Raw genomic sequence first — 22452 nt, 5'->3', positions numbered from 1 at the left:
ATCAGTGTCCTCCTAGGTTCCAAAGCGGGCGGCGAGCCCAGACAGCCTGGTCTTCCACAGCTCGCTCGAAAGCACCTCGCGATTGACCACGCCGCGCGGCTCGCGACCACGCTGCACCTCCATTACCGCTTTGACGTCCGCGGCACCGTTGCCGGCAAAGCACTGGTCGGTCCAGCAAAGCGCGTGCGGCGCCAGGATGACATTGTCGAATTTGAGGATCGCATCGTCTGCCTCGGGAGGCTCTTGTTCCAGCACGTCGAGACCGGCGCCGGCGATGCGGCGCTCCTGCAGCGCTTGCGTCAGCGCTTTCTGGTCGACGATCGGGCCGCGCGCGGTGTTGATCAGGTAAGCTGTCGGCTTCATCAGGGCGATCCGCTCAGCATTGACGATGTGGTGGGTCTGGGGCGACAGGGGGCAACTCACCGACAGCACGTCGGCGCGGCGAAACAGATCCTCCAGCCCGACCAGCTCGACGCCCAGGTCGGCAGCGACCCCCTTGTCGGCAAACGGGTCATGGGCAATGAATTGCATGTCAAAGGGCTTCGCCAAGCGGAAGACCTCGGCACCGATGTTGCCGATGCCCAGCGACCCAAGCGTACGCCCGACGAGGCCGACCCCCATATGTTCGGAGCGCTTCTCAAAACCAACAGACCCTTTGCGGGTGAGCGCGTCCTTTGTCAGCAGCTTGCCGGTCAGCGCCAGCATGAAGGTGATGACGGATACGGCGACGGGCCGTCGCACGCCATCGGGCGTGATGACCAAGGCAATACCGGCTGCGGTGCATGCCTCAACGTCGACAGTGTCGTAGCCGACCCCGAAGCGGGCAACGACGGCCAGGCGGCCGCTCCTGGGGACACTCGTGGCATCGAAACGATGGGCGAGGAGGATCAGCGCATCGAAATTCTCAAGTTGGTCGCCGCGAAGCGGACTGTTTGACTCCAGGAACACCATCTCGACACCTGTCGCATTGCGCAGCGGCTCCAGATCGAAATCTGGGTAGGTCGGCGAGCCGTCCGGCCTGCGGAAATCACCGGAAAGCGCCACCCTGAATTTCACGCTGTCCATCGTCTCCTCCGTTCCTATTGGCACCCGGCCCGGATCTTGGAAACCGCGTCGGCGATCGCGTCGTGCAGGACCCAAACGTCGCCTGAATAACAAATGAAATCGAAGCCCTGTGCATAGAACTCGTGTCCCTGGGCGACGTTGGGCACCAAGCGTCCAAGCGATTTGTTGTGCTTCTTGGCGGCGGCAACGATTTTGGCCATTGCAGCAGTGAAAGTGGGGTGGGCGAAGTCGCCAGGAATGCCGAGCGAGACGGACAGATCGAAATGTCCGACCCACAGACAATCGACCCCGTCCAGTCCCGCGATGCCGTCAATGTTCTTGACGCCGTCGGCGGTCTCGATCAGGCAGATGAACGTCGAGCGCTTGTTGGCGGCCTCGAATTTGTCAGCGACCGAGCCCGGACGGTAACGGTCATGAGCGATCTGCAGCGCCACGCCGCGGGCGCCGGCAGGGTGGTATTTCATGGAGTTGATGATGTGCTGCGCCTGTTCGACGCTGCTCACCATCGGCGCGATCAGGCCTTCGGCGCCCATGTCCATGGCGCGGGCGAGGAAATGGTAGTCCTGCGACGGCACACGCACCATGACCGGCAGATCGGCCGCCTCGAAATAACGGATCGCACTCTTCAGCGTTTCCAAGCTAAATCCCGAATGCTCCATGTCGAAAAAGACGAAATCGCAGCCTGCGGACTTCAGGATGTGACCGATTCCCGGCGTGGCGAACTCGGCGACGAGCGTACCGAGCTTGACCCGCTTGTGAGAAGCTAACGCCCTGAGACTTGGCTCCGACATGCACTTCCTCCCGTTCGCCCCAATGGGCCAATCCGCCTATGTTCGCTTCAATGCGTGGCTTCAAGAACGAGGTCGCAGGTCGTCACCAACTTGGTCACGACGAGCGGCGCGCTCTGCGTATTGAATTCGTCGAAATGAGCGGTGCGGCAGTGGTCCTCGAATGCGGCCTCGCTATCGTAAATCTCATAGAGCAGGACCCGATCCGGTTCGCCGCGCGCCTCCGTCACGTCAAAGCGGCGACAGCCGGCCTCGGTGCGCATCGAGGCGGTCGCATTGGCGTCGACAAGTTCTCGGAATTTGTCCCGGGCACCAGGCCTCAGGCGGAAATCGACCCAGACGACAAATCCGGTCATCACTTGGGCCTCGCAAGTTGCAGATACCGCTTGGCCACATATTCGAGATGGCTGCGCATGGCCGCCTCTGACGCGTCTGGATCGCGCGCGGCGACGGCCTCGAAGATTTCGCGATGAGCCTGGTAAGCCTTGCGGTCTTCACCCTTGGCCAATGTGGTGCGACGCTGTTCGAGCAACCATTCAGCCAACGCCGCGTGAATAGCTGTAAAGATCCGATTGCGGGTGATTACCGCCAGCACGTAATGGAAGTCTACGTCCGTGCGCTCGAAGCGCGCCAGGTCGCCGATTGATTGACGGTTGAGTTCGAGCGCCTCCTTGAGGCTCTCAATGTCTTCCGGGGTAGCATGCACGGCGGCGTTGCGGGCAAGACCGACCTCGAAAAACAAGCGCGCGCTCTGGAAGTCGTGAACCCCTCCCGGCGCCGAAATCATGTGCCGAGCCGGCCCTGAAAGGGCGTCAATCACGAATTGAGGAGTGGGTCGAGTGACGCGGGCACGCTCCCCCGATTTTACCTCGACAAGGCCCATTTTGCTCAGATGCAGCAGCGCCTCACGGATGGAAGGCCGCCCTACCCCGAACTGCCGCATGAGTTCCCGTTCAGATGGGAGACGGTCGGCTTCGGCCAACTCTCCCTCTCGGATCATCCGTTCGAGGTGCGCTGCCACCTCGTCCGAAAGCTTCCGCTGCTTGATCAGAACTCCGATCATGTGGCATACCTGTTATACCAATCAGGTACGTTATGATCCCGTAGCACCCTTGTCAACGATGTCTAAGCATCCGGTAGCCGAGCCGTTTAATCACTCCGCCGATGTCGAGGCGTCCTTTGCACACGCCTTCAACGTCTTCACCAAGGATATCGGTGACTTGAGGAGCGCGAGCACACTCTGCTCGGTGTTCCGATCGGGGACCGTCTTCGAACCCTGGGTCGGGTGGTCAGTTTCAACTGCGGTGTGGACCGCAGTGAGTGCCACCGGGCCGTGTGCTGGCCGAGACCTACCCAACCGCCTGCTTATGAGCTGCAACATGAGCCCTCGATGGCAAAGTAGACCTCGACCTGAGCAAGACCCGCGAATGGAAGTGGGGTTCACAGCCGAGGCGGAAAACGCGAACTCTCGCTGGTGGACCCATTTGGCAATACGCCTGCTCCATCTCGTAATCTTTTTGCGCCGCCGCAATGCCGCAAAGGAAGGTGGTTTCGGGTCAGTTCTCTCTAGGCTCCAGAGCGCTCGTCACGTTGTGCCCATCCTCGTGCGGTGGGCGGCCGCCGCTTGAGGATGCGTATTTGAAACTGGTTTTCTCAAGATCTTTTAGTCCTGAGGGCCTCAGACGGGGGCGCTTGCCATTTAGTTATCGTCACCTGCAAATGCCGAACCCGCACTCGACGCCAATCTACGCGCTGGCCAGTTTGCGACATCTGGTTTCGGCGATTCCGCTTTCAGTAGCGACGATCATGCTGGACGGCTGATATGAGGCGCGTTCCCGCCTGGCAGCTTAGGGGCAGCAAGCAGGACGTCGGCTTTCTTGCCTCGACCTGGCCTAAGCAGTCATTCAGTTCGTGGCCTCAAGCAGCTCATCCACGCTCCTCCTGACGCGGCGTGCCATCCAGCCGATCTCGGGCTGATGTGCGTGGACGGCAGTCGTCCTTTGACCACCGCTTCTGGCGGCGCCGATTGGCGGCCGCCTCGCCATCATTAGTTCTCGCCATCATTAGTTATGGAACGGAAAAGAAACCATTCAGCATCAGACTACCGCTTTTCGACGCACCTTTTCGAATATGTCGGAACGAGCGCTTGTCACGCAGCCCACGATGCCCCCCATTGGTGAACCGGTTCCATGAAGAGTCTGACAATACGCCACCGCATCCTCGTCAGTTTCGCAGCCGTTCTGGTGGTCATGTCCGTGATAGCCCTCATCGCGTACGCCTGGTTTCTTCAGGCGGGGGAGGAGGCGACTGAGGTCGAGAAGGGCATCCTTCCGGACCTTTATCACAGTACCGAGATCATGACGGGCCAGATGGCGGCCCATAGTCTGCTTCAGGAATATGCCCTTCAGGACAACCCGTCAGACAGAAGCACGGTTGAAAACGCGATCACGACCAATCGCAACCAGGTGCAGCGGTCGATGGACGACTATGAGGCAACGATCGTCTCCGATATCGACAAGCAGAATTATGCAGCCGTCAAACAACTCGCCAACCAATTCCGTCTGGCTGAAACTGCTGTGCTGGAAACAAGCCGGGCTGCCTTGTCAAAAGGTGAAACTCCCAATGAAAGCCCAGCTATCAAGAACGAAGTAGAGCCGATCTTTGTAAAATTGCAGTCCGCTCTGCAGGCCATGGTTGAGGATCACAGAGGCGAGGCAAACAGCGCGACGCAGCGGATCAGCTCGATCGTCAGAACGGCCGAAGTCGGTTTGAGCGTTGGCTTGTTGATAGCCCTCGGGCTAGCCCTTCTTTTGGGTTACCAGCTGTTTCGCGCCATTACAGGTCCGCTCACCCGTTTGGTCGACGCGGTTCAATTGATGCGGCAAGGCGACTTCAGCGAACGGCTCGATCTGAGGCGCCGAGACGAATTCAGCGTGCTTGCCGACGGCTTCAACGCAATGGCGGACGATCTCACAACCCTCATTGGTCAGGTTCAAAGGTCCAGCATACAGGTCGGCACGTCGATAACTGAGATCGCCGCCACCTCCAAGCAACAGCAGGCAACTGCGACTGAAATCGCAGCGACCACAACAGAAATCCGAGCGACAGCCAAGGAAATCTCCGCCACATCAAACGAACTGGTCCGCACGATGAACGAGGTCTCCACAGTTGCCGAACAAACCGCTGCCGTGGCTGGCGGGGGGCAAGCGGGGCTGACCCGTATGGAAGAAACCATGCAGCAGGTCATGGAAGCGGCTGGCGCGATCAATTCCAAACTGGCGATCCTGAGCGAGAAAGCCGGCAGCATCAATCAGGTGGTGACGACCATCACCAAAGTGGCCGATCAGACGAACCTGTTGTCGCTCAACGCTTCCATCGAGGCGGAGAAGGCAGGCCAATATGGCCGGGGTTTTGCAGTGGTGGCGACGGAAATCCGAAGGCTCGCGGACCAGACAGCTGTCTCCACCTACGATATCGAGCAAATGGTCAAGGACATCCAGTCGGCAGTCGCGGCCGGGGTGATGGGCATGGACAAGTTTTCCGAGCAGGTCCGTCGGGGTATGCAGGACATCCAGCAGGTCGGCGGGCAACTCTTCGAGATCATTCAGCAGGTTCAGGGGCTGGTGCCACGTTTCGAAGTCGCCAATGAAGGCATGCAAGCACAGGCGACCGGCGCGGGGCAGATCAGCGACACGCTAACCCAGCTAAGCGAGGCAGCTCAGCAAACAGTCGAGTCCCTTCAGCAATCGACGCTCGCGATCGACGAGCTCAATCAAGTCTCAGGCGGCATGCGAAGTAGCATATCGAGGTTCAAGCTACGAGCATAGCGAGCCGGCAGTAGGAGGTGACAATGCTATTCCTCGCCTTCAGCATGGGTCCGGATCGCTACTTGATCGATGTCCACAAAATTGAAGAGGTGCTGCCCTATATCGACGTGAAAGTTCTTCCGGGTGCGCCAACTGGTGTGGTGGGTTTGGTCAGCTATAACGGAATACCCATCCCCCTGATCGATGTCACCCTTCTTGCGCTTGGCCGACCATCGGAGCGCCTGTTGAGCACCCGGATCGTTGTGACGCGCTATCCGGCGGATGATGGCGAGCGACGCCTGCTGGGGCTGATCGCGGAACGGGTGACGGATACGATCGAGCGAGACCCGGCCGATTTCGCGCCGTTCGGACTGGAACCAGGAACCCCGCCCTATCTTGGGCCGGTGGCTTCCGATGGTTTGGAGATCATTCAGTGGGTCAAAGTGGAAGCGCTGCTTTCGGAAGAGATTCGTACCGCTTTGCTCCGCCAGGCGGCAATAGGTGATCAATGACCGGAGCAATAGAAAAGCTCCTGACGGAAACCATTGGACTGGACAGTGCCAGCGTTGGTCCGACAGTGGTTCGTCAGGCGGTCAGAGAACGGATGGAAGCATGCCGGATAACCAACCCTCAGGCCTATAGGCAACACTTGGCCGGTTCCTCGCAGGAGCTGCAGGAGCTGATCAATGCGGTGGTGATCCCAGAGACCTGGTTCTTTCGCGACCGAGAAGCGTTCACGATGCTGGCGCGGCATGCGCGCGCGCACAAGCCTGCTCAGCCGATAAGAATCCTGAGCCTGCCATGTTCAACCGGCGAAGAGGCTTACTCGGTCGCCATGGCCATGTTCGATGCCGGCTTTGAGGCGCATGAGTTCAAGATCGATGGCGTGGACGTCAGCAGCCGCAATATCGCGACGGCTGAACACGCCATCTATGGCCGCAATTCGTTTCGCGGCAGCCATTTAGAATTCAAGGATCGCTATTTCGAAGCGGCCGAGGGCGGGTTGCGGCCTGTTGCTGGGGTGCTGAAACAGGTTCGGTTCATGGTAGGAAACCTGTTCGGTTCTCACGCGCCTTTCGGGCAAGAGGTCTATGACATCCTGCTTTGCCGCAATTTGCTGATCTATTTCAATCGAGAGCTGCAGGATCGCGCATTGATCTGCCTGAAGGACCTGCTGGCCAAAGACGGACTTCTTCTGGTCGGTCCGGCGGAAGCAGCTCTTCCAAGGGTGCATGGCTTTCTTTCCGCTGAATGGCCATTGGCCTTCGCCTTTCTGAAATCGGAGCCCGTCAAGACCACGGCGCCGAAGGTTTCGGCCGCCGTCCCGGTGCGGACGCCAAGCCCTAAGGTCAACAAGAGCGAGCCTCTTCGTCCGTTCCGACCGACAATTGGCAATGAAGGCCGCGGGCAGGCTCCGGCCAAGCCGCTTGCACGCGCCTCGGAAAGCCTCATCGCGGTTGAACGGATCGCCAATGCAGGACGCGTAAAGGAGGCACAGGAGGTCGCCCTGGCGCATCTCAGGGAGTTCGGTCCTTCCGCAGAAATCTTCTACCTGCTGGGCCTCGTCCAGGATGCGGATGGTTCTGCACCCGAAGCCGCGCAAAGTTATCGCAAGGCGCTCTATCTCGCGCCAAATCATCGAGAAGCTCTTGTCCATCTGGCCTTGCTGCTTAGCAAGCAAGGCGACCATAACGGCGCCGAGGCGCTGGCCGGCCGGCTGGGTCGGGTCCAGAAAAGGAGCGGCAGTTGATAGCGGCTTCGACAAGGATCGCTCAGCCGGTGGAGCAGATCGAAATCAACGACTGCTGGCGGCAAATAGGCGTACGGGGTGACAAGTCATGTCCGCTACTAGAGCAGCATCTCCACTGCCGCAATTGCCCGACCTACAAGAAGATCGCACGACGCCTCCTCGACCGTGCAGCTCCCTCGGCATCTCGCGACGAATGGCCTGACAACGCTGGTCGTGCAGGGATCGATTCGGCAGACAACGACGCGCTGCAGACGGCCGTTCTCTTCCGTTTGGGGGAGGAATGGCTGGCCCTTCCGGTCGGTATTTTTCATGAAGTGGCTGAATCTCGTCGCGTTCATTCACTTCCACATCGCAGGAACAGTGCACTGCTCGGCATTGCGAATGTCCGTGGTGAATTGCTCATTTGCCTGTCCCTGGCCGAATTGCTCGGGATAGACGAGCGCAAGGAAGGGGAACAAGGCACACGAACCAAGGTATTTCGCCGCCTTGTCGTGGTAGGCGAGCGCGACAAGCGGGTTGCTTTTATGGTTGATGAGATCCACGGCTTACATCGGTACCAGGAACGCGACACTCTCGCTGTTCCGGCCATGATTGGCAAGGCACTGTCGGCCGCTACGGTTGCCGTGCTGCCATGGCAAGGACGAGCCGTTGGCTGTCTCGATCCACGACAACTGCTCACGATGCTGGATCGGAGCATCGCATGACAGATGAAGACTTCAGCCAGGTTTCGATGCTCAGCCTCTTCCAGGCCGAACTGGAGACGCAGTCACGGGCTCTAACCTCTGGACTTCTGGCACTCGAACGCGATCCTATCGCCGCCGACGCCCTGGAAGCATGCATGCGTGCCGCGCATTCTCTGAAAGGAGCTGCCCGCATCATCGACCTGATGCCCGCAGTCAAAGTTGCAAATGCGATGGAAGACTGCCTGGTCGCAGCGCAACGCGGGCATCTGAGGGTGCGACGGGAGCATATAGATGCGCTTCTGCAAGGTTCTGACCTTTTGAAATTGATCGCATCGGGATCATCGAGCGAGAGCGCCAACTCAGAAGTCGAAACCTTTCTCGCGAAGTTCGAGGGGTTGTCCCTCCCCCAGGCAAAGCCCGGGCCCCAAGATTTTGCAGCTGATTTCGCAACTCCAGATCATGCCCAGGAGCAACTGGCGACGACCTCTTCAGCGAACCTCCTCGTTGGGGCGGTACCGCAAGCCCACGGCAGCATCGGCTCTGATAGAATGGTTCGGGTGACGGCAGACAGCCTGAACCGATTGCTCGGGCTGGCTGGCGAGTCGCTGATGGAAGCTCGGCGGCTCAGGCCATTCGCTGACGGGCTGCTACGGCTGAAGCGACATCAATCGGACCTCGCAAGTGCGTTCGACAATCTTCATGCAGTGCTGCCGCCGGTTTCAAACGATGCGGCGGTGGTGGAGGCGCTGGCTGAAGCGCAGCGAAAGCTTCGGTTGAGCCAAGCGTTCCTGGCGGAGCGTTTCGATGAGTTGGATTCAGTGGATCGGAAAGCGACCGATCTTGCCAACAGATTGTACGACGAAACGTTGGCGAGCCGGATGCGGCCTTTTGAGGACGGCGTGCGACACTATGCGAGAATGATCCGCGACCTCGGTCGTACCCTTGGCAAGCGGGTGCGACTGGAGATCGTAGGCGGCTCGACCGGCATCGACCGCGATATCCTCGAGCAGCTCGATGCCCCTTTGGGGCACCTTCTGCGCAACGCTGTAGACCATGGGCTTGAACCGCCTGAGGAGCGCCTCGCGATGGGCAAACCCGAAGAGGGGCTCATCAGGCTCGAAGCGAGGCACAATGCCGGGCTGCTGCAGATAGCCGTGGTGGACGACGGCAGGGGGATAGAGCTCTCGAAGCTGCGCGAGACCGTCGTCGCCCGGCAACTTGCAACGAGGGAAAGTGCTGAAACACTCAGCGAAAGCGAATTGCTCGCGTTTCTGTTTCTGCCAGGCTTTTCCATGAAAGCGGGCCTTACCGACGTCTCAGGTCGCGGTGTGGGGCTCGATGCAGTGCAAGCCATGACGAAGGAAGTCCGGGGAGTCGCAAGCGTCTCCTCAGAATTTGGCCACGGAACCCGATTTCAACTGCAATTGCCGCTGACACTGTCGGTCCTGCGCACGCTGCTCGTCGATGTCGATGGAGAGCCCTATGCTTTTCCACTCGCTGCCATTTCCAAGACTTTGAAACTGCAGCGGACGGAGATCAACGTCCTGCAGGGCCGGCCGCATTTTCGATTGAACGATCGACAGATCGGGCTGGTCACCGCTCGCGAGGTGCTCGATCGAGGTGAGCCCGGATCGGAACCGAACGAACTATCGGTCGTCGTCGTGGATGCGGGTCGGGGCGATGCGTACGGCCTGATCGTTGACCGTTTTCTCGGGGAACGCGAGTTAGTGATCAGACCTCTCGATCCACGGTTTGCCAAGATCAAGGACATCAGCGCAGCGGCCCTGATGGAAGACGGTTCGCCTGTTCTGATCTTCGACGTCGACGATCTGATCCGATCGGTGGAAAAGCTTGCATCGTCCAGCGGATTTCGAGCTCTTCGGCGCGCCGCGGGCGGTCCCGAAGCGAGCAGGCGCAAGCGCGTGCTCGTGATTGACGATTCACTGACGGTTCGCGAACTCCAGCGCAAGATGCTCGGCAATTACGGTTATGAGGTCGAAGTGGCGGTAGACGGCATGGACGGGTGGAATGCCGTCCGGTCTGGTCCTTTCGATCTCGTCGTCACCGACATCGACATGCCTCGCATGGATGGCATCGAGCTGGTGAGTTTGATCAGAAAGGACGCTGATCTCAAGAACACACCCATTATGATCGTTTCATACAAGGATCGGGAAGAAGATCGCGCGCGCGGGCTCGACGCAGGTGCGGACTATTATCTGACCAAGAGTAGTTTTCAGGACGAGGCGCTGATCCATGCCGTCGTGGACATGATTGGCGAGGCGGCTGAATGAGATCGAGATTGGAAGCCAGCGAATGAGAATCGGCGTAGTCAACGACATGCCGATGGCGGTTGAACTTCTGCGTCGACTGGTTCTGTCGACCGGCGAACATCAGGTCGCGTGGATCGCGACTAATGGGCGTGAGGCGGTCGAGGTCTGCAGACGTGATCTACCGGATCTGATACTCATGGATCTAGCGATGCCAGAGATGGACGGCGTGGAAGCGACCCGCAGAATCATGGCGGAAACCCCGTGCTCAATCCTTCTGGTGACCGCCAGCATCGAAGCCAACCTCGCCGGCGTCTACGAAGCAATGGGTCATGGCGCGCTTGACGCAGTCGATATTCCGTCAGTGGGCATCGAAGGCAACGCGTCCTCGCAATCCGCCCGGCTTTTGACGAACAAGATACGAACGATAGGCAAGTTGATCGGCGATGCGCCTACCCAGGCAAAAAGGCGGATGTCACGTGCGGCTGAGCCGTCAACTCGACGCCTGATAGCAATCGGCGCCTCTGCGGGCGGGCCGGCTGCCGTTGCCGCAGTCCTGAGCGCGTTTCCCGTTGATTTTGGCGGCGCGATTGTGCTCGTCCAGCATCTCGATGCTCAGTTCGTTCCAGGCCTTGTTGATTGGCTAGGGCAGCATACGCGTCTCCCGATCCGTCCGGCGGGGGAAAGGGATAGTCCACAAGCGGGCACCGTTCTCGTTGCCAGTTCTGCGGATCATCTGGTTTTCAAGTCAGCTCAGCAACTTGGCTATACGCCCAGCCCCAAGGACAATGTTTATCGGCCGTCGGTAGATGTGTTCTTCGAAAGTGCGGCGCAATGGTGGCCTGGCTCGGTGATTGGTGTTCTGCTCACAGGCATGGGCAGGGATGGTGCGCGCGGGCTGAGACAGCTCCGTGACAAGGGACATCTCACAATCGCGCAGGATAGAGCAACCAGTGCCGTCTATGGCATGCCGAAGGCCGCCGCCGACATCGGCGCGGCTGTTGATATTCTTCCTTTGGGTGCGATCGGCTCACGTATAATCGAAGCCTGCGAGCGCTCCACGTGAAAGGCCCCTTCCGATGACGCAAGAACCAGAGTTGGTCCCGCCACTCGCAGATAACTATTCATCCATGGTTCTGCTCATCGATGATCAGATCATGGTTTGCGAGGCGGTCAGGCGCGCCCTAGCCAACGAGCCCGATATTTCCTTACACTTCTGCACCGACCCGTTGAGAGCGATGACGGTCGCGGATGAGGTAAAGCCAACCGTCATCCTGCAGGATCTCGTCATGCCCGGGGTGGATGGGCTACATCTGGTGCGAGAATACAGGAAGCATGCGTCGACACGCGCGGTTCCAGTCATTGTGCTGTCGAGCAAGGAAGATCCAGCCACCAAGGGCGAAGCCTTCGCTGCGGGCGCGAACGACTATCTCGTCAAACTGCCGGATCGTATCGAGTTGATTGCACGCATTCGATATCACACGCGGGCCTATCTGGATCACGTCCAGCGAGACTCGGCACACCGAGCGCTGAGGGAAAGCCAGCGACAGCTGATCAGTGCAAATCTAGAGCTTGAACGTCTGACGCGGATCGATGGCCTGACAGGTCTCGGTAACAGGCGCTATTTTGACGAATATCTGGCGGCTGAATGGAAACGCGCTTTTCGCGCACAGTCCCCACTGTCGCTGTTGATGATCGATGCCGACAACTTCAAACGATACAACGATACCTATGGCCATATGGCCGGCGACGATGTGCTGAAGCAAATCGCCCGCGTCATCCAGAGCGGTTCCGGCCGCTCCACCGATCTCGCTGCGCGGTACGGAGGCGAAGAGTTCGTCATCGTGCTGGTCGACACCATACTGGAACAATCCAGTGCGATCGCCGAGCGGCTCGTCCAGAGCGTGCGAGAGTTGAACATACCCCACGGCCCGGATCGCGTGACCATCAGCGTCGGCGTCGCAACAGCGGTGCCCACCGAGAACGAGACGCCAAACGATTTCGTCAATGCCGCCGATTTGGCTCTGTTTCGTGCCAAATCGGAAGGACGAAATCGTGTTGCGCTTCATATGTCCCGCAGCTAGAGAAGCTCACATCTCAGTCAACGAAGCGCGCCCTGTTCGATTTGAGGACGACCTTGGCGAAGTCGGGCATCTCGAGACCTTGCCGCACCAGGCCATCAAGAGTTTTCTCAGCCGCCCTGATGGCGGAGAGCCGGGCCAGCACCGTCTCAGCCTCCAGGCGAGGCACCACGGCGAGACCGTCGCGGTCGCCGACCAGTATGTCTCCCGGCGAGATAGTCACTCCTCCCACCACCACCGGGAATCCGACCGTGCCTGGACCATTGCGCGCAGGCGAGTTCGCAATGATCCCGGCACAGTAAACCGGCAACCCGACCGCCTCGATCCCGACAACGTCGCGCACGAGGCCGTCAGTGATGAAGCCGGCGACCCCCTTGTTGCGCGCCATGCCGAGCACGAGATCGCCAGTTACCGCCGTACCGGCAAAGCTGTCGGTGGCCGCGACGATGACATCGCCACTTGCTGCGGCATCCAGTGCTCCAAACAGGGCGAGGTTGTCGGCGGGACCGCAGTGACAGGTCACGGCGACGCCGACCATCGTCGCAGTAGCTGGCGACAGTGGCTTGATCGCATAATGCAAGGCGCCGCGTCCCCCCATCGCGTCTACGACCTGGCTAACCGGCACGCCCGCAAAAGCACTGATGATTTCTGCTGCGGGCCGTTCGAAACGGCGCTTGATGGTGAGCAGTGGTGGGTCTTCAATCATGTAGCGGCCCCATTCCCTGAACGAACGAAATACAGTCCGGCCCGAGGTCGCGCAGGCTCCGCGCCCCCATCAGTCCCATGACGCGGTCGATTTCTTTGCGGTAGAGTTCGAGCACGTGGCGTACCCCCTCCTCGCCGGCGACCGCGAGCCCCCACAACTGCGGCCGCCCGATCAGACAGCACGAGGCGCCGAGCGCCAGCGCCTTCACGACGTCGGAGCCTCGCCTGACGCCACCGTCGATAAGCACTGGTATGCGGCCGTCGACAGCTGCGACAACTGCCGGCAGCGCGTCCAGCGACGCGGCGGCGCCGTCGAGCTGACGTCCGCCGTGATTGGATACGATGATGCCGTCGATTCCTCGGGCTACAGCCTCGGCGGCTTCGCTGGGATGCAGGACGCCTTTCAGCAACAACGGTCCGGACCAGACAGTGCGCAGCCAGTCGACATCGGCCCAGGAGAGTCCGGGATCGAGCATTGCGGCCATTCGGCCCGCCAATGCACCGACCGTCGCCGTATCTCCGGGGCGCGCGTAGTTGCCGAAAGTCAGTTTCGGGAGTCGGGTGCGCATACGAAGAAGCCACGCCGCCTTGGTGGCGACCGCGAGGGTTCCGGCCACACCGAAGCGCGGCGGGATGGCAAAACCGTTGCGGATGTCGCGTTCACGGTTGCCAAGCATCTGGTTATCAATGGTGAGCACCAGCGCGTCGTAGCTTGAGGCACGCGCCCGATCCACCATTTCTCGGGTGAAGCCGCGATCGGTATTGACGAACACCTGCATCCACCGTGGGCTACTTCCGGTGGCTGCTATGTCCTCCAGCGTGCAGACCGATCCGTGGCTGGCGCAGTAGAATGTCCCTGCGGCCGCTGCGGCTCGGGCGGCTGCGCGCTCGCCGTCGGGCCAGAACAGCCCAGCCAGGCCGGTTGGCGCGATGCCCAGCGGGATGGCAAGTTTCGCGCCGAAGAGGTCAAGGGAAAGGTCTCGCGTCGTTGCACCGTTGAGTGGTCGCGGCAGAATGGCAACCTCACTGAAAGCCTGCTCGTTCCGGCGCAGCGTTCGCTCATCCTCGGCACCGCCATCGGCGAAGTCGAACACCGGGCGTGGCAAAGTCCGCCGCGCGGCGACGCGGACCGCGGCCACGCTGTACAGGCGCTTCAACGCCGCCGTCGAAGCAGGCGATGCACCAACGCCACTGCTGATCAGAGCACCTGCGTTCGAGACAGTCGAGGAGCTACTCACGGTTTCTTACCGTCTATGCGACCGTGGTGCGTCGGTCCACCGCCTCCCGGAACACGCACGCGGGAGAGTGTTCCCTCAAAGGATGGATCGCTGCCGGTCGCCAGCACGCCGGCATTTGTCACCCAAAGCGTCTCGCCAAAGAAGACGCAGTTGGTCGTTGCCTTGCCGCAGACGAAGAAACCTTCCGCTGTTCCGTCCGGCCTGAGCACATGAATGCCGTTGGCGGCAATATCCGTTACGTAAAGGCGGCCGTCCGCACCGACCTTCAGCCCGTCCGGGATCGGATTGACCCCAGGCAAGCGGCCAAGGTCTTCGACGCAACCATCCGGACGCTGCCTGTGGACGCGCCCCGTATAGGACTCTCCCCAAATGATCGAGCCGTCGGCTTCGATCGCCACACCATTCGGGAAGGTCGGCTCGTCGAAACCGAGAGCAAGGTACGCACTGCCATCGGGGTTGACGGCGAAGATGTAGCTGGGGTCCGGGTTCCCCGGGTTGTATGTGCCGGGATCGCTGAAGATAAGCCGGCCATCAGCAGCAAATACGAGATCGTTTGGACCATTGAGCCGGATGCCTGCAACTTCGGTCAGCAGGATTTCCGGCTTTCCGCCTTCGGCAACCCGCTGGATGGACGGTGTCGTCATCTCCGCGGCCCGCCAAGGTCCTGTCGTGCCGCCGTTCTGGCAGACATAGAGCAGGTCATCCGATCCGAGAACGCAGGCGTTGGGCGCTCCGGCAACATACGCGAACTGGCGAGCACTTCCGTCGCGATCTATGGCCGTCAGCTGGCTGCGATAGCTTTCGACCATGACAATTCGGCCACCGGGCAGCACCGTCGGGCCCTCGGGCCAGCCAAGGCCGGTCGCGACAACCTCGACGGCCATCTTTTCAACCTCGTTCATCGTGCGACCCCCAGAACGGCAGCCTATCAAGATTTGTCGGGTATAATCCAGCCTGGCGGTCACCGGACCCGGCGACTCAAAGATAGCTAGGCTGACGTGCGCGTTGCTGGGCCCCCTAGGCCGGCCCCCCACCCCGGCGCCGGTGAACCCCGACGGGCGGAGGCCTATGGCTACAGCGCGAGCCGATCGGTGTCTACATAGCTCGGTAGCACTGGCTTGCTCCTCCAGGTTGCGTGGCAGGATTAGGTGCTGCTGAGGCCAGCGTGCAAGGACCAAGTGCAGGTGGAGAAGGTTGAATCTCAGTTCCTCTCACTCTAACACTCACAAAGTCCAACAATTCTCTGCTCCGCTGCCAGGCGCTCTTGAGCCGAGCGTTTGCAGGGCGTGCGTGTGGCCAAAAGCTGGGGAGCGCCGCAGCGTCCAGGCGTGCAAATTGCTCTCTGAACGCCGATCCTTCTCCGAAGCTGGGGAGTAGCCCCAAAATCCAACAGCAATATCATGCCTCAACGGCGGTTTTGCCACTACCAGTTTTGCGGTTCGCTCGCTTGTCAAAAGGGACAGTCTTTCGGGTCACGATCCGGAGTGGGTTTGCCAAGGCTCCCGGAATCGAGGTGGCCCACTTTTGCGTCGGGGCTCCGCCACTCTTCAGATCAACAGCAACCAGCACCAATACGCACCAATCACCATTTGCACAGCGAACGCGGTGAACCTGAGACTGACCGCGAGTTGGCTGGTTGAGACGAGGTGGATCACCGACTGCACTATACGTGCGCCTAACATCGTGGAGGCCAAGGGATCCGTGACATCTGTCTTTGAAATGATGATCGCGACTCCGAGCAGACCTCCGAAGATTGGAAGCCCTTCAATGCAGTTGGCGTGGGCACGGGCTAACCTCCGCATAAACGGGGAGAGGGCTCCGTTATCTGGCGTAAAGCCGTTTGCCGGGACTTGCCCAGAGATCACCAGGTAGCTCCGGATAACTTCCATCACGATCAGCAGGGCCAGCGCCCACGAGATGAAGCCAGTCAATGCGTAAGCACTCGCCGACATGTGCCCTCCCCGTTGCTAGCACTCTAGGTCGTTGTAGCCGATCAACTAGTCTAATGCTATTCGACGAGGAGGGGCGGCCTGTAGTGGGACCGAAACGGAATAGCAGCTTTTGGACGTTGTGCCCGGAATAGCTGCCGTTCAGCCAATCAGCAGTGATTGACCGCTTTCGCCCTTTAGCGACCCTTCCGCGCCAGATCAGTCGATGCTTGAAGCTGCCATTCGCAGAGTGAACGCGGCGTCGAGCATGGTCAGAAAGGCGCGCACGGCGGGGTTGGCGCGTCGGCTTGCCGGCCAGAGCACGGTGACATTGTTTCGCTCGACCGCGAACGTGGACAGCACTGGGACCAGTTCGCCGCGCTTCACATAGGGAGCCGCCATGAAGGAGGCGCCTATGCCTATCCCACCGCCGGCTGCCAGCATGATGAGCACGGCATCGCTGGCATCGGCGACCACACCGGAATTGGGCACGATCTCGATTTCACGGTCGCCAATCCGGAAGGGCCAGCGAAAGGCCTGGCCTGTGCTCTGATATCGAAGGTTGACGGTGTCGTGCCCTTCCAGGTGATCGGGATGGGTCGGTGTGCCGCGTTCCTCGAGATAGGCTGGCGAGGCGAAGCAGCAAAGCCGATGGGGTGCGAGCTTGCGTGATAGTAGCCGGGTGTCAGCCAGATCACCGATGCGTATGGCGACATCGATCCCTTCCTCGATCATGTCCACCATCTGGTCACCCAGCCTGAGATCGACGATCAGGTTCGGATGGAGCCGACGGAAAGCCGGTAAAGCCGGAGCGATCAGATGCAGTCCGATCGGCAGCGACGCGGCCACGCGCAACGTGCCCGATGGTTCGGAGCGCGCGGTCATTGCCGCCTGCTCGATTTCCTCCGCCTCGCGTAGCAGACGCAGCGCGCGCTCATGCAGGTCGCGCCCTTCGGGCGTGAAGGTGAGCGAGCGCGTTGTACGGGTAAACAGCGACACTCCTAAATGCCGCTCGAGCCGCTGGACGCTCTTGCTGACCGCCGACGGGGAAATCGACAGCGCGCGCGCCGCTGCCGTGTAGCTGCCCAGCGATCCCGCACGCGCGAAGGCGATGATGCCAGTGAGCCGATCCAAAGTGATATGTTCCGCCATGGCATTACTTAACCGCCATCCAGACCGATTATCAACCGGCGGTCATGCCGCTAGATTCGCTCCAATGACATGGATGAGCGGAGATTTCACCAATGAGCGATAAGATGAAGGCAGTCCGTCTGCACGCATTCGGTGGTCCCGAGATGCTGGTGTACGAAGACGCGCCTAGGCCGGGTGTGAAGCCCGGCGAGGTGCTTGTCCGAGTCCAGGCGGCCGGGCTTAATCCGCCCGACTGGTATCTGCGGGATGGCTATCGCGCACTGCCGCCAGAATGGCGACCCAACGCGTCCTTCCCACTGATTCTCGGCACGGACGTGTCGGGCGTCATTGAAGCGGTTGGCGCTGACGTCGCTGAGTTCAGCATCGGTGACGAGGTCTACGCAATGGTTCGCTTCCCCGATAACTTGATGACGGGTAGCAATGCCTACGCGCATTATGTCAGTGTGCCGGCATCGCATGTTGCGTTGAAACCAGCCGGCATCGACCATATTCATGCGGCTGGTGCGCCGATGTCGCTTCTGACGGCATGGCAGTTCTTGATCGAACTTGGCCACGACGAGCCGAATCCGTTCCAGCCCTTACCGCATGAGCCGGTGCCCCTCGACGGCAAGACGGTGCTCATCAATGGTGCCGGAGGCGGTGTCGGGCATCTGGCCGTCCAGTTGGCGAAATGGCGGGGCGCGCGCGTCATCGCGGTGACATCGGCCAAGAACGAGGCGCTGATGCGCGATCTCGGCGTGGATCAATTCATCGACTACAAGACAACCGCGGCGGAAGATGTCGTCCGAGACGTCGACCTTGTCCTCGACGCGGTGGGCGGCGCGGGCATGGAGCGCTTCTTCCATGTTCTGAAGCCGGGCGGCGCGCTGTTCCTGGTCAACCCACTGGGCTTCGCTGGTCACGAAGAGACAGAGAGGCTGGGGATCACGGTCTCATCCACACAGGTTCGATCCAATGGCGCGCAGTTGGCAAAAGCCGCCCGCCTGCTCGACGACGGCCTTGTGCGTGTCGTCATCGACAGCACATTCCCGCTGGCCGAGGCATCGCGCGCACATGAGCGCGCCGCCGACGGCAGTATTCAAGGCAAGATCGTGCTGGCCGTCTGAATTGTTGCTTTCAGTCCGACCGACCATCGGGAGTGCAGACGATCGGGCGGGATTACGCCGTTTAGCCGACGAAGACCACCGACCGACGTCCGGCTGAATCGTGCTCGACTACAAGTGCCGCGATGGCTGCCGCGATCTTCGCGCCGCCTTGCACTGACGGTTCGATAGGATTGGCGAAGTCCGCGTCCTCATTCGATACCAAGCGCAGGTCGACGAGCGGCAAACCGCGCGAAAACGCCGCCCGGGTGATGACGTCGTTGAGGACCGTCAGGGCAGTTGCGGCAAGTCTACGACGCTGTGGGTCGGGAAAGCGCGCCTCGTAGATCGTGCAGACAGCGGTGGGTAGGTTTTGGCCCAGCGCCCCCTCGAGCATCGTACAGTAGTCGTGCTCGAATTCCTCCCGGATATCGCTGATCCTGTCCAGAACCTCGGCCACCGAACAGGCCCCCTGCTCCAGAATCCCTGCATGACGAAGAGCATCATTGCCACCGACGCTGACGACAAGATGGCTAGCATCCTGGGGGAGCCGTTCAAGCTGCCGCTCGACGCCGCTTGTGACGGCGCCGTCGACGGCGTTTAGCGTTGCACGCCACCCCTCCGGCAACCGCTCCCGCAGCTGGCGCACTACGTCGGGCCCGTGCGCGACATAGGCAGCGTTGTCAAAGATCGAATCCCCGAGAAGGACGACGTGTGGCATCGGATGCTCCGTTGAGGCCTCTGCCAATGCTGCATCAGCAGAGGAGGTAAGGTGGTGGGTTGTGACCGCGGCAGCGAGCACGGTCAGGAGATCACGGCGAGTCAGGCCACCTGCAGAACGGAACGGCATCTCAGCCGTCCAGGAACGCCAGAAGCGCGGCATTCACCGCGCTGGCCTCTTCGCACTGTACCCAATGCGTCGCCTTCTCGAACGTCTGCAGGCCCCGATCGTTGCAAAGGGCCAGACTGCGCTCGGCCAGGCCATATTCCAGAGCTTGGTCCTGCATCCCCCCACAGTACAAGGGTCGGCGTCGTGATCCGCTCCTTCAGGCTTGGGCGGAAGCGCAGCGCCCGATACCAGTTGAGCATGCCTGTCAGCGCCCCCGGCCGTTCCCAGGCCTGCCGATACTCTGCGATTTCCTCCGCCGTGAAGGCATCTGTTCGGCTGGATTTGATGAGCGCCCGTGCCAGCAGAGCCGAGCGCCCCGCCCCCAGAAAAGCCTCCGGCAGCAAGGGGAGCTGGAAGAAGGCCGCATAGCTGCTCCGCAGGAACTGGGTCGGAGATCGCAAGGAATGGGCAAGCAGCACCTCGGGATGGGGCGCGTTCAGGATGACGAGCCTTTCCAGGCGGTGCGGCAGCTTTGCGCCTGCGGCCCAGGCGACGATACCGCCCCAGTCATGACCGACGAGGTGAAACCTTCCGATGCCGAGCGCGTCGGCGATGGCAACGACATCGCCGACGAGCTTGGGGAGCGTGTATTCACGGATGGCTTTCGGCTTGTCACTGGTGTTGTAGCCCCTCTGGTCGGGAACGATGACCCGGAATCCGGCGGTAGCGAGCGCATCGATCTGCCGTCTCCAGCCGATCCAGAAGTCGGGAAAGCCGTGCAGGAGCATGACCGGCCTGCCTTCGGCAGGCCCAACCTGGACGACGTGAAGCCCAATGCTCCCGGTGTTGACAAACCGATGTTCAGGCGCGTGTGAGACCATCGCTGGCAACGCGGTTGTCGCCAAAGCGATCCAGCGCACATATTTTTAAATCAACGCGCGCTACCCCGACAAGATGCAAAGCTCTGCCGTTGCATCTTCCGCCAGATGGGTCATAGCAACCCAAGAACAAGTTGGGGCCGCGAGCGGACTGTCAGCTTTTAGGCTGAAGTCACGGCAAGCCGACACGCCGCTGGCGTGTGTCCGAAGCTTCGACCCAACGCCTTCAAGTGCCTATGTGTTTGCCCAGACCGAGAACATAAGCCCGATCGTCAGTGCCGTCGCTGCATATAGGGCGGGCAAAACCCGGCGGTTCACGCCCAGGCGGAGCAAGGTGTGACCAAGATGATCTGTGCCGCCGATCCAAGGTTTTCGCCCCTGCAGCAAGCGGCGACTGATTACGAAGACGGCGTCAATCAGCGGTACGGCAATCCACGCCAGGGAAGCGTCAAACCCTCTTTGCGACGCGAGTAGCACGATTGCCGCTCCGAGGAGAAGGCTGCCGCTATCGCCCATGAAAACGCGTGCCGGCGGATAGTTGAAGAATAGAAATCCCAGGCATGCTCCGACGCCCGCCATACCGAGAGCGCCGCCCAGCCCGAGGAAGGCGGCCGCGATTGCGCTCGCGGCAAGACCATCGGCATGGTCAAGCATATTGACGGCGTTGCAAGCGATCCAAATGATGATCGGAACCCACCACAGATGCGTAATGATACCGGCCAAAACAGCTGCGGCGGCCAACGCTGCTGCCTTGGCACCGGCAGAAAGAGATCGGAGGTCATCGAGCGCCCCGATCAAACAGAAGGCTGATAGCAGGAGAGTATGTTCAACGGGGAGCCATGGTGACATCGCGATCAGCATGGCGGGCCCCGCGAGCCGGGGAACCTCGCCTGATGTGTGCCACCGATCTTTCGTGACCTTGGAGACGGCTCCGATACGCCGCGCAAGACGCGCAAACAGCCAGACGCCGGGAACCGCGATGAGCAGGGCCCCGATGAACGAGACCAAGGAGCCAGACGTCAAGCAACCACTCGTTCGGTACGCATGTGCTCTATGCAGTCGAGGACCATCTGCCTCGTGCTTCGCACGGGTCGCCATCCGGTCATGGTTGTTAACAGGTTTGTGTCAGGTACTCGGTCGTATGTTACGGCGAACCGATCACCAAACACCGTGCTGGATGGTTTCATGATAATGGGCGCGGTCGTCGCGGTGGCCTCAATCACCATTCTTGCAAGATTTCCAATCTGAATCGCTTCGCTTCCGCCCAAGTTGACTGGCCGGCCACGCAATGACGGGCACTGCATTGCCAGCAGCAGACCTTCGGCGGCGTCGGCAACGTGCAGGAACGCCCGCCTTTGCTCTCCATCGTCATGGACTACGAGTGGTTCACCACGCAGCGCTGCATCGACGAACACCGGCAGGACGAGGCCGGTCGCCGAGCGCTGGCGCGGTCCGGCCATGTTGAATGGTCGAACGATCCAGGTCGGGATTCCGAATTCAAAAAACAGTCCCGCCACTAAATGTTCGATCGCGGCCTTGGCAGCTGCGTAGCCCCATCTCGGTCGCAGGTCCGTCGTCACCGGATCGGATTCCGTGATTGGCCTGTCCCGGCCGGAGCCGTAGACTTCTGAACTCGACGTGTAAAGCAGCGGACGTCGGTGTACTCTGCACGCCTCCACGATCGCACAGCCTGATTCGAGAATGCGGCTGGTGACGGCAAAACGCTCCATGTGGGCAAGCTGAACGCCGATCGGACTCGCCAGGTGGAAGACTGCATCGGCCAACCCGACCTCATTGTGGACCGCCGCGCCGTATGCCGGATCGCCAACCCTGAAAGTGCGGATCGTCAGCCGGGAATTGCCGGTGGGCAGATTGGGCAGCAGCCCGTTCGAGAGATCGTCGATGACGGTTACGGTGCAATGGCGGGCGAGCAAAAGATCGACAAGCGCCGACCCTACGAAGCCTGCTCCGCCAGTAACCAGCACATGTGTGTGCTGGCCAAATTCGACCAAGTCCGCGCTATGGTTGTCCAAGGTTGCCACGTCCTCCCACGGGAGCGTCATCTATACAGTCGAGGATGGGGCAAACAACCACTTTCATATCAAGGCTGGCGAGTTTTCGTCGCCCTCGATATCATCAGCGAACAAACACCCACCCGAAATCCTGCCAGTTCTCCGTCCTTTGGTCACCAGACCATAGC

At 60.6% G+C, this 22452-nt stretch carries 21 protein-coding genes; 8 read left to right on the top strand and 13 right to left on the bottom strand.

Annotated features, from left to right (window positions below):
- Window positions 1–12: 12 nt before the first annotated feature.
- Genes ACYG97_RS06555 through nanR form a run of 4 tightly spaced genes read right to left on the bottom strand, consistent with a single transcriptional unit; the run spans window position 13 to window position 2916 of the window.
- The gene (locus ACYG97_RS06555) at window positions 13–1065 is read right to left on the bottom strand and encodes an NAD(P)-dependent oxidoreductase (protein WP_023734093.1); all 1053 of its coding nucleotides are present in this window, start codon (window positions 1063–1065) and stop codon (window positions 13–15) included.
- Between the two features lie 14 nt (window positions 1066–1079).
- Window positions 1080–1856, bottom strand: coding sequence for an HpcH/HpaI aldolase family protein (locus tag ACYG97_RS06550; protein ID WP_084023759.1), 777 nt, complete (start codon window positions 1854–1856; stop codon window positions 1080–1082).
- A 47-nt stretch (window positions 1857–1903) separates the two neighbouring features.
- Entirely contained in the window at window positions 1904–2209 is a 306-nt protein-coding gene (locus ACYG97_RS06545; RefSeq protein WP_023734095.1) for a putative quinol monooxygenase, read from the bottom strand.
- Window positions 2209–2916, bottom strand: coding sequence for a transcriptional regulator NanR (nanR, locus tag ACYG97_RS06540; protein ID WP_023734096.1), 708 nt, complete (start codon window positions 2914–2916; stop codon window positions 2209–2211). The genes ACYG97_RS06545 and nanR overlap by 1 nt, the downstream gene beginning before the upstream one ends.
- 1126 nt (window positions 2917–4042) lie before the next feature.
- On the opposite strand from nanR, the gene ACYG97_RS06535 reads away from it, so the two are divergent.
- The 7 genes from ACYG97_RS06535 to ACYG97_RS06505 all read left to right on the top strand — a co-directional run bounded on the left by ACYG97_RS06535 (window position 4043) and on the right by ACYG97_RS06505 (window position 12443).
- Window positions 4043–5680 (top strand): methyl-accepting chemotaxis protein, encoded by a 1638-nt coding sequence (locus ACYG97_RS06535; RefSeq protein WP_023689447.1) that lies wholly within the window; start codon window positions 4043–4045, stop codon window positions 5678–5680.
- A gap of 23 nt (window positions 5681–5703) precedes the next feature.
- On the top strand, window positions 5704–6171 hold the full coding sequence (locus ACYG97_RS06530; RefSeq protein WP_023700505.1) for a chemotaxis protein CheW: 468 nt from the start codon (window positions 5704–5706) through the stop codon (window positions 6169–6171).
- On the top strand, window positions 6168–7409 hold the full coding sequence (locus tag ACYG97_RS06525; protein WP_023734098.1) for a CheR family methyltransferase: 1242 nt from the start codon (window positions 6168–6170) through the stop codon (window positions 7407–7409). Before ACYG97_RS06530 ends, ACYG97_RS06525 begins: the two co-directional genes overlap by 4 nt.
- Window positions 7410–7438: 29 nt before the next feature.
- Entirely contained in the window at window positions 7439–8113 is a 675-nt protein-coding gene (locus tag ACYG97_RS06520; RefSeq protein ID WP_245260842.1) for a chemotaxis protein CheW, read from the top strand.
- Window positions 8110–10383 carry a hybrid sensor histidine kinase/response regulator gene (locus tag ACYG97_RS06515; protein WP_460221564.1) on the top strand — a complete coding sequence of 758 codons (2274 nt, stop codon included), beginning with the start codon at window positions 8110–8112 and terminating at the stop codon, window positions 10381–10383. Before ACYG97_RS06520 ends, ACYG97_RS06515 begins: the two co-directional genes overlap by 4 nt.
- A gap of 22 nt (window positions 10384–10405) precedes the next feature.
- Window positions 10406–11425, top strand: a complete 1020-nt coding sequence (gene cheB / locus ACYG97_RS06510; RefSeq protein WP_023693323.1) for a chemotaxis response regulator protein-glutamate methylesterase — start codon at window positions 10406–10408, stop codon at window positions 11423–11425.
- A 64-nt stretch (window positions 11426–11489) separates the two neighbouring features.
- A complete protein-coding gene (locus ACYG97_RS06505) occupies window positions 11490–12443 on the top strand; it encodes a response regulator (protein ID WP_023669440.1) in 954 nt (317 codons plus the stop codon).
- Between the two features lie 13 nt (window positions 12444–12456).
- Here ACYG97_RS06505 and ACYG97_RS06500 read toward each other — a convergent pair whose 3' ends face one another.
- The 5 genes from ACYG97_RS06500 to ACYG97_RS06480 all read right to left on the bottom strand — a co-directional run bounded on the left by ACYG97_RS06500 (window position 12457) and on the right by ACYG97_RS06480 (window position 17463).
- Window positions 12457–13146: an RraA family protein gene (locus ACYG97_RS06500; protein ID WP_023689452.1), complete on the bottom strand. Its 690-nt coding sequence runs from the start codon at window positions 13144–13146 to the stop codon at window positions 12457–12459.
- The gene (locus ACYG97_RS06495; protein ID WP_023734101.1) at window positions 13139–14302 is read right to left on the bottom strand and encodes an alpha-hydroxy acid oxidase; all 1164 of its coding nucleotides are present in this window, start codon (window positions 14300–14302) and stop codon (window positions 13139–13141) included. Before ACYG97_RS06495 ends, ACYG97_RS06500 begins: the two co-directional genes overlap by 8 nt.
- A 77-nt stretch (window positions 14303–14379) precedes the next feature.
- Window positions 14380–15348 carry an SMP-30/gluconolactonase/LRE family protein gene (locus ACYG97_RS06490; RefSeq protein ID WP_156937206.1) on the bottom strand — a complete coding sequence of 323 codons (969 nt, stop codon included), beginning with the start codon at window positions 15346–15348 and terminating at the stop codon, window positions 14380–14382.
- Window positions 15349–15930: 582 nt separating this feature from the next.
- Entirely contained in the window at window positions 15931–16335 is a 405-nt protein-coding gene (locus ACYG97_RS06485; RefSeq protein WP_023682292.1) for an MAPEG family protein, read from the bottom strand.
- 195 nt (window positions 16336–16530) lie between these two features.
- On the bottom strand, window positions 16531–17463 hold the full coding sequence (locus ACYG97_RS06480) for a LysR family transcriptional regulator (RefSeq protein WP_023689456.1): 933 nt from the start codon (window positions 17461–17463) through the stop codon (window positions 16531–16533).
- A 92-nt stretch (window positions 17464–17555) separates the two neighbouring features.
- On the opposite strand from ACYG97_RS06480, the gene ACYG97_RS06475 reads away from it, so the two are divergent.
- Complete coding sequence (locus ACYG97_RS06475; protein WP_023682293.1) at window positions 17556–18569, top strand: NADP-dependent oxidoreductase; 1014 nt, start codon at window positions 17556–17558, stop codon at window positions 18567–18569.
- A 61-nt stretch (window positions 18570–18630) separates the two neighbouring features.
- Here the strand turns inward: ACYG97_RS06475 and ACYG97_RS06470 are convergent, their stop codons facing one another.
- From ACYG97_RS06470 to ACYG97_RS06455, 4 genes are all read right to left on the bottom strand, one after another.
- Entirely contained in the window at window positions 18631–19266 is a 636-nt protein-coding gene (locus tag ACYG97_RS06470; protein WP_023682294.1) for an SGNH/GDSL hydrolase family protein, read from the bottom strand.
- Between the two features lie 101 nt (window positions 19267–19367).
- The gene (locus ACYG97_RS06465; protein WP_348626141.1) at window positions 19368–20162 is read right to left on the bottom strand and encodes an alpha/beta fold hydrolase; all 795 of its coding nucleotides are present in this window, start codon (window positions 20160–20162) and stop codon (window positions 19368–19370) included.
- Between the two features lie 324 nt (window positions 20163–20486).
- The gene (locus ACYG97_RS06460) at window positions 20487–21113 is read right to left on the bottom strand and encodes an MraY family glycosyltransferase (protein WP_245260008.1); all 627 of its coding nucleotides are present in this window, start codon (window positions 21111–21113) and stop codon (window positions 20487–20489) included.
- A gap of 158 nt (window positions 21114–21271) precedes the next feature.
- On the bottom strand, window positions 21272–22285 hold the full coding sequence (locus ACYG97_RS06455) for an NAD-dependent epimerase/dehydratase family protein (RefSeq protein ID WP_198029709.1): 1014 nt from the start codon (window positions 22283–22285) through the stop codon (window positions 21272–21274).
- Between the last annotated feature and the right edge of the window lie 167 nt (window positions 22286–22452).

The sequence above is a fragment of the Mesorhizobium sp. W067 genome, assembly GCF_054719525.1.
Note: the sequence above shows the minus strand (reverse complement) of the source record. Positions and strands in the feature narration are given on the sequence as shown.

Bases quoted from the DNA above. Each gene is read 5' to 3' on its own strand.
- cheB (WP_023693323.1), top strand. From the start codon at position 10,406: ATGAGAATCGGCGTAGTCAACGACATGCCGATGGCGGTTGAACTTCTG.
- ACYG97_RS06555 (WP_023734093.1), bottom strand. From the start codon at position 1,065: ATGGACAGCGTGAAATTCAGGGTGGCGCTTTCCGGTGATTTCCGCAGG.
- ACYG97_RS06515 (WP_460221564.1), top strand. From the start codon at position 8,110: ATGACAGATGAAGACTTCAGCCAGGTTTCGATGCTCAGCCTCTTCCAG.
- ACYG97_RS06480 (WP_023689456.1), bottom strand. From the start codon at position 17,463: ATGGCGGAACATATCACTTTGGATCGGCTCACTGGCATCATCGCCTTC.
- nanR (WP_023734096.1), bottom strand. From the start codon at position 2,916: ATGATCGGAGTTCTGATCAAGCAGCGGAAGCTTTCGGACGAGGTGGCA.
- ACYG97_RS06460 (WP_245260008.1), bottom strand. From the start codon at position 21,113: ATGCTGATCGCGATGTCACCATGGCTCCCCGTTGAACATACTCTCCTG.
- ACYG97_RS06545 (WP_023734095.1), bottom strand. From the start codon at position 2,209: ATGACCGGATTTGTCGTCTGGGTCGATTTCCGCCTGAGGCCTGGTGCC.
- ACYG97_RS06535 (WP_023689447.1), top strand. From the start codon at position 4,043: ATGAAGAGTCTGACAATACGCCACCGCATCCTCGTCAGTTTCGCAGCC.
- ACYG97_RS06525 (WP_023734098.1), top strand. From the start codon at position 6,168: ATGACCGGAGCAATAGAAAAGCTCCTGACGGAAACCATTGGACTGGAC.
- ACYG97_RS06485 (WP_023682292.1), bottom strand. From the start codon at position 16,335: ATGTCGGCGAGTGCTTACGCATTGACTGGCTTCATCTCGTGGGCGCTG.
- ACYG97_RS06530 (WP_023700505.1), top strand. From the start codon at position 5,704: ATGCTATTCCTCGCCTTCAGCATGGGTCCGGATCGCTACTTGATCGAT.
- ACYG97_RS06505 (WP_023669440.1), top strand. From the start codon at position 11,490: ATGGTTCTGCTCATCGATGATCAGATCATGGTTTGCGAGGCGGTCAGG.
- ACYG97_RS06470 (WP_023682294.1), bottom strand. From the start codon at position 19,266: ATGCCACACGTCGTCCTTCTCGGGGATTCGATCTTTGACAACGCTGCC.
- ACYG97_RS06465 (WP_348626141.1), bottom strand. From the start codon at position 20,162: ATGCTCCTGCACGGCTTTCCCGACTTCTGGATCGGCTGGAGACGGCAG.
- ACYG97_RS06475 (WP_023682293.1), top strand. From the start codon at position 17,556: ATGAGCGATAAGATGAAGGCAGTCCGTCTGCACGCATTCGGTGGTCCC.
- ACYG97_RS06550 (WP_084023759.1), bottom strand. From the start codon at position 1,856: ATGTCGGAGCCAAGTCTCAGGGCGTTAGCTTCTCACAAGCGGGTCAAG.
- ACYG97_RS06500 (WP_023689452.1), bottom strand. From the start codon at position 13,146: ATGATTGAAGACCCACCACTGCTCACCATCAAGCGCCGTTTCGAACGG.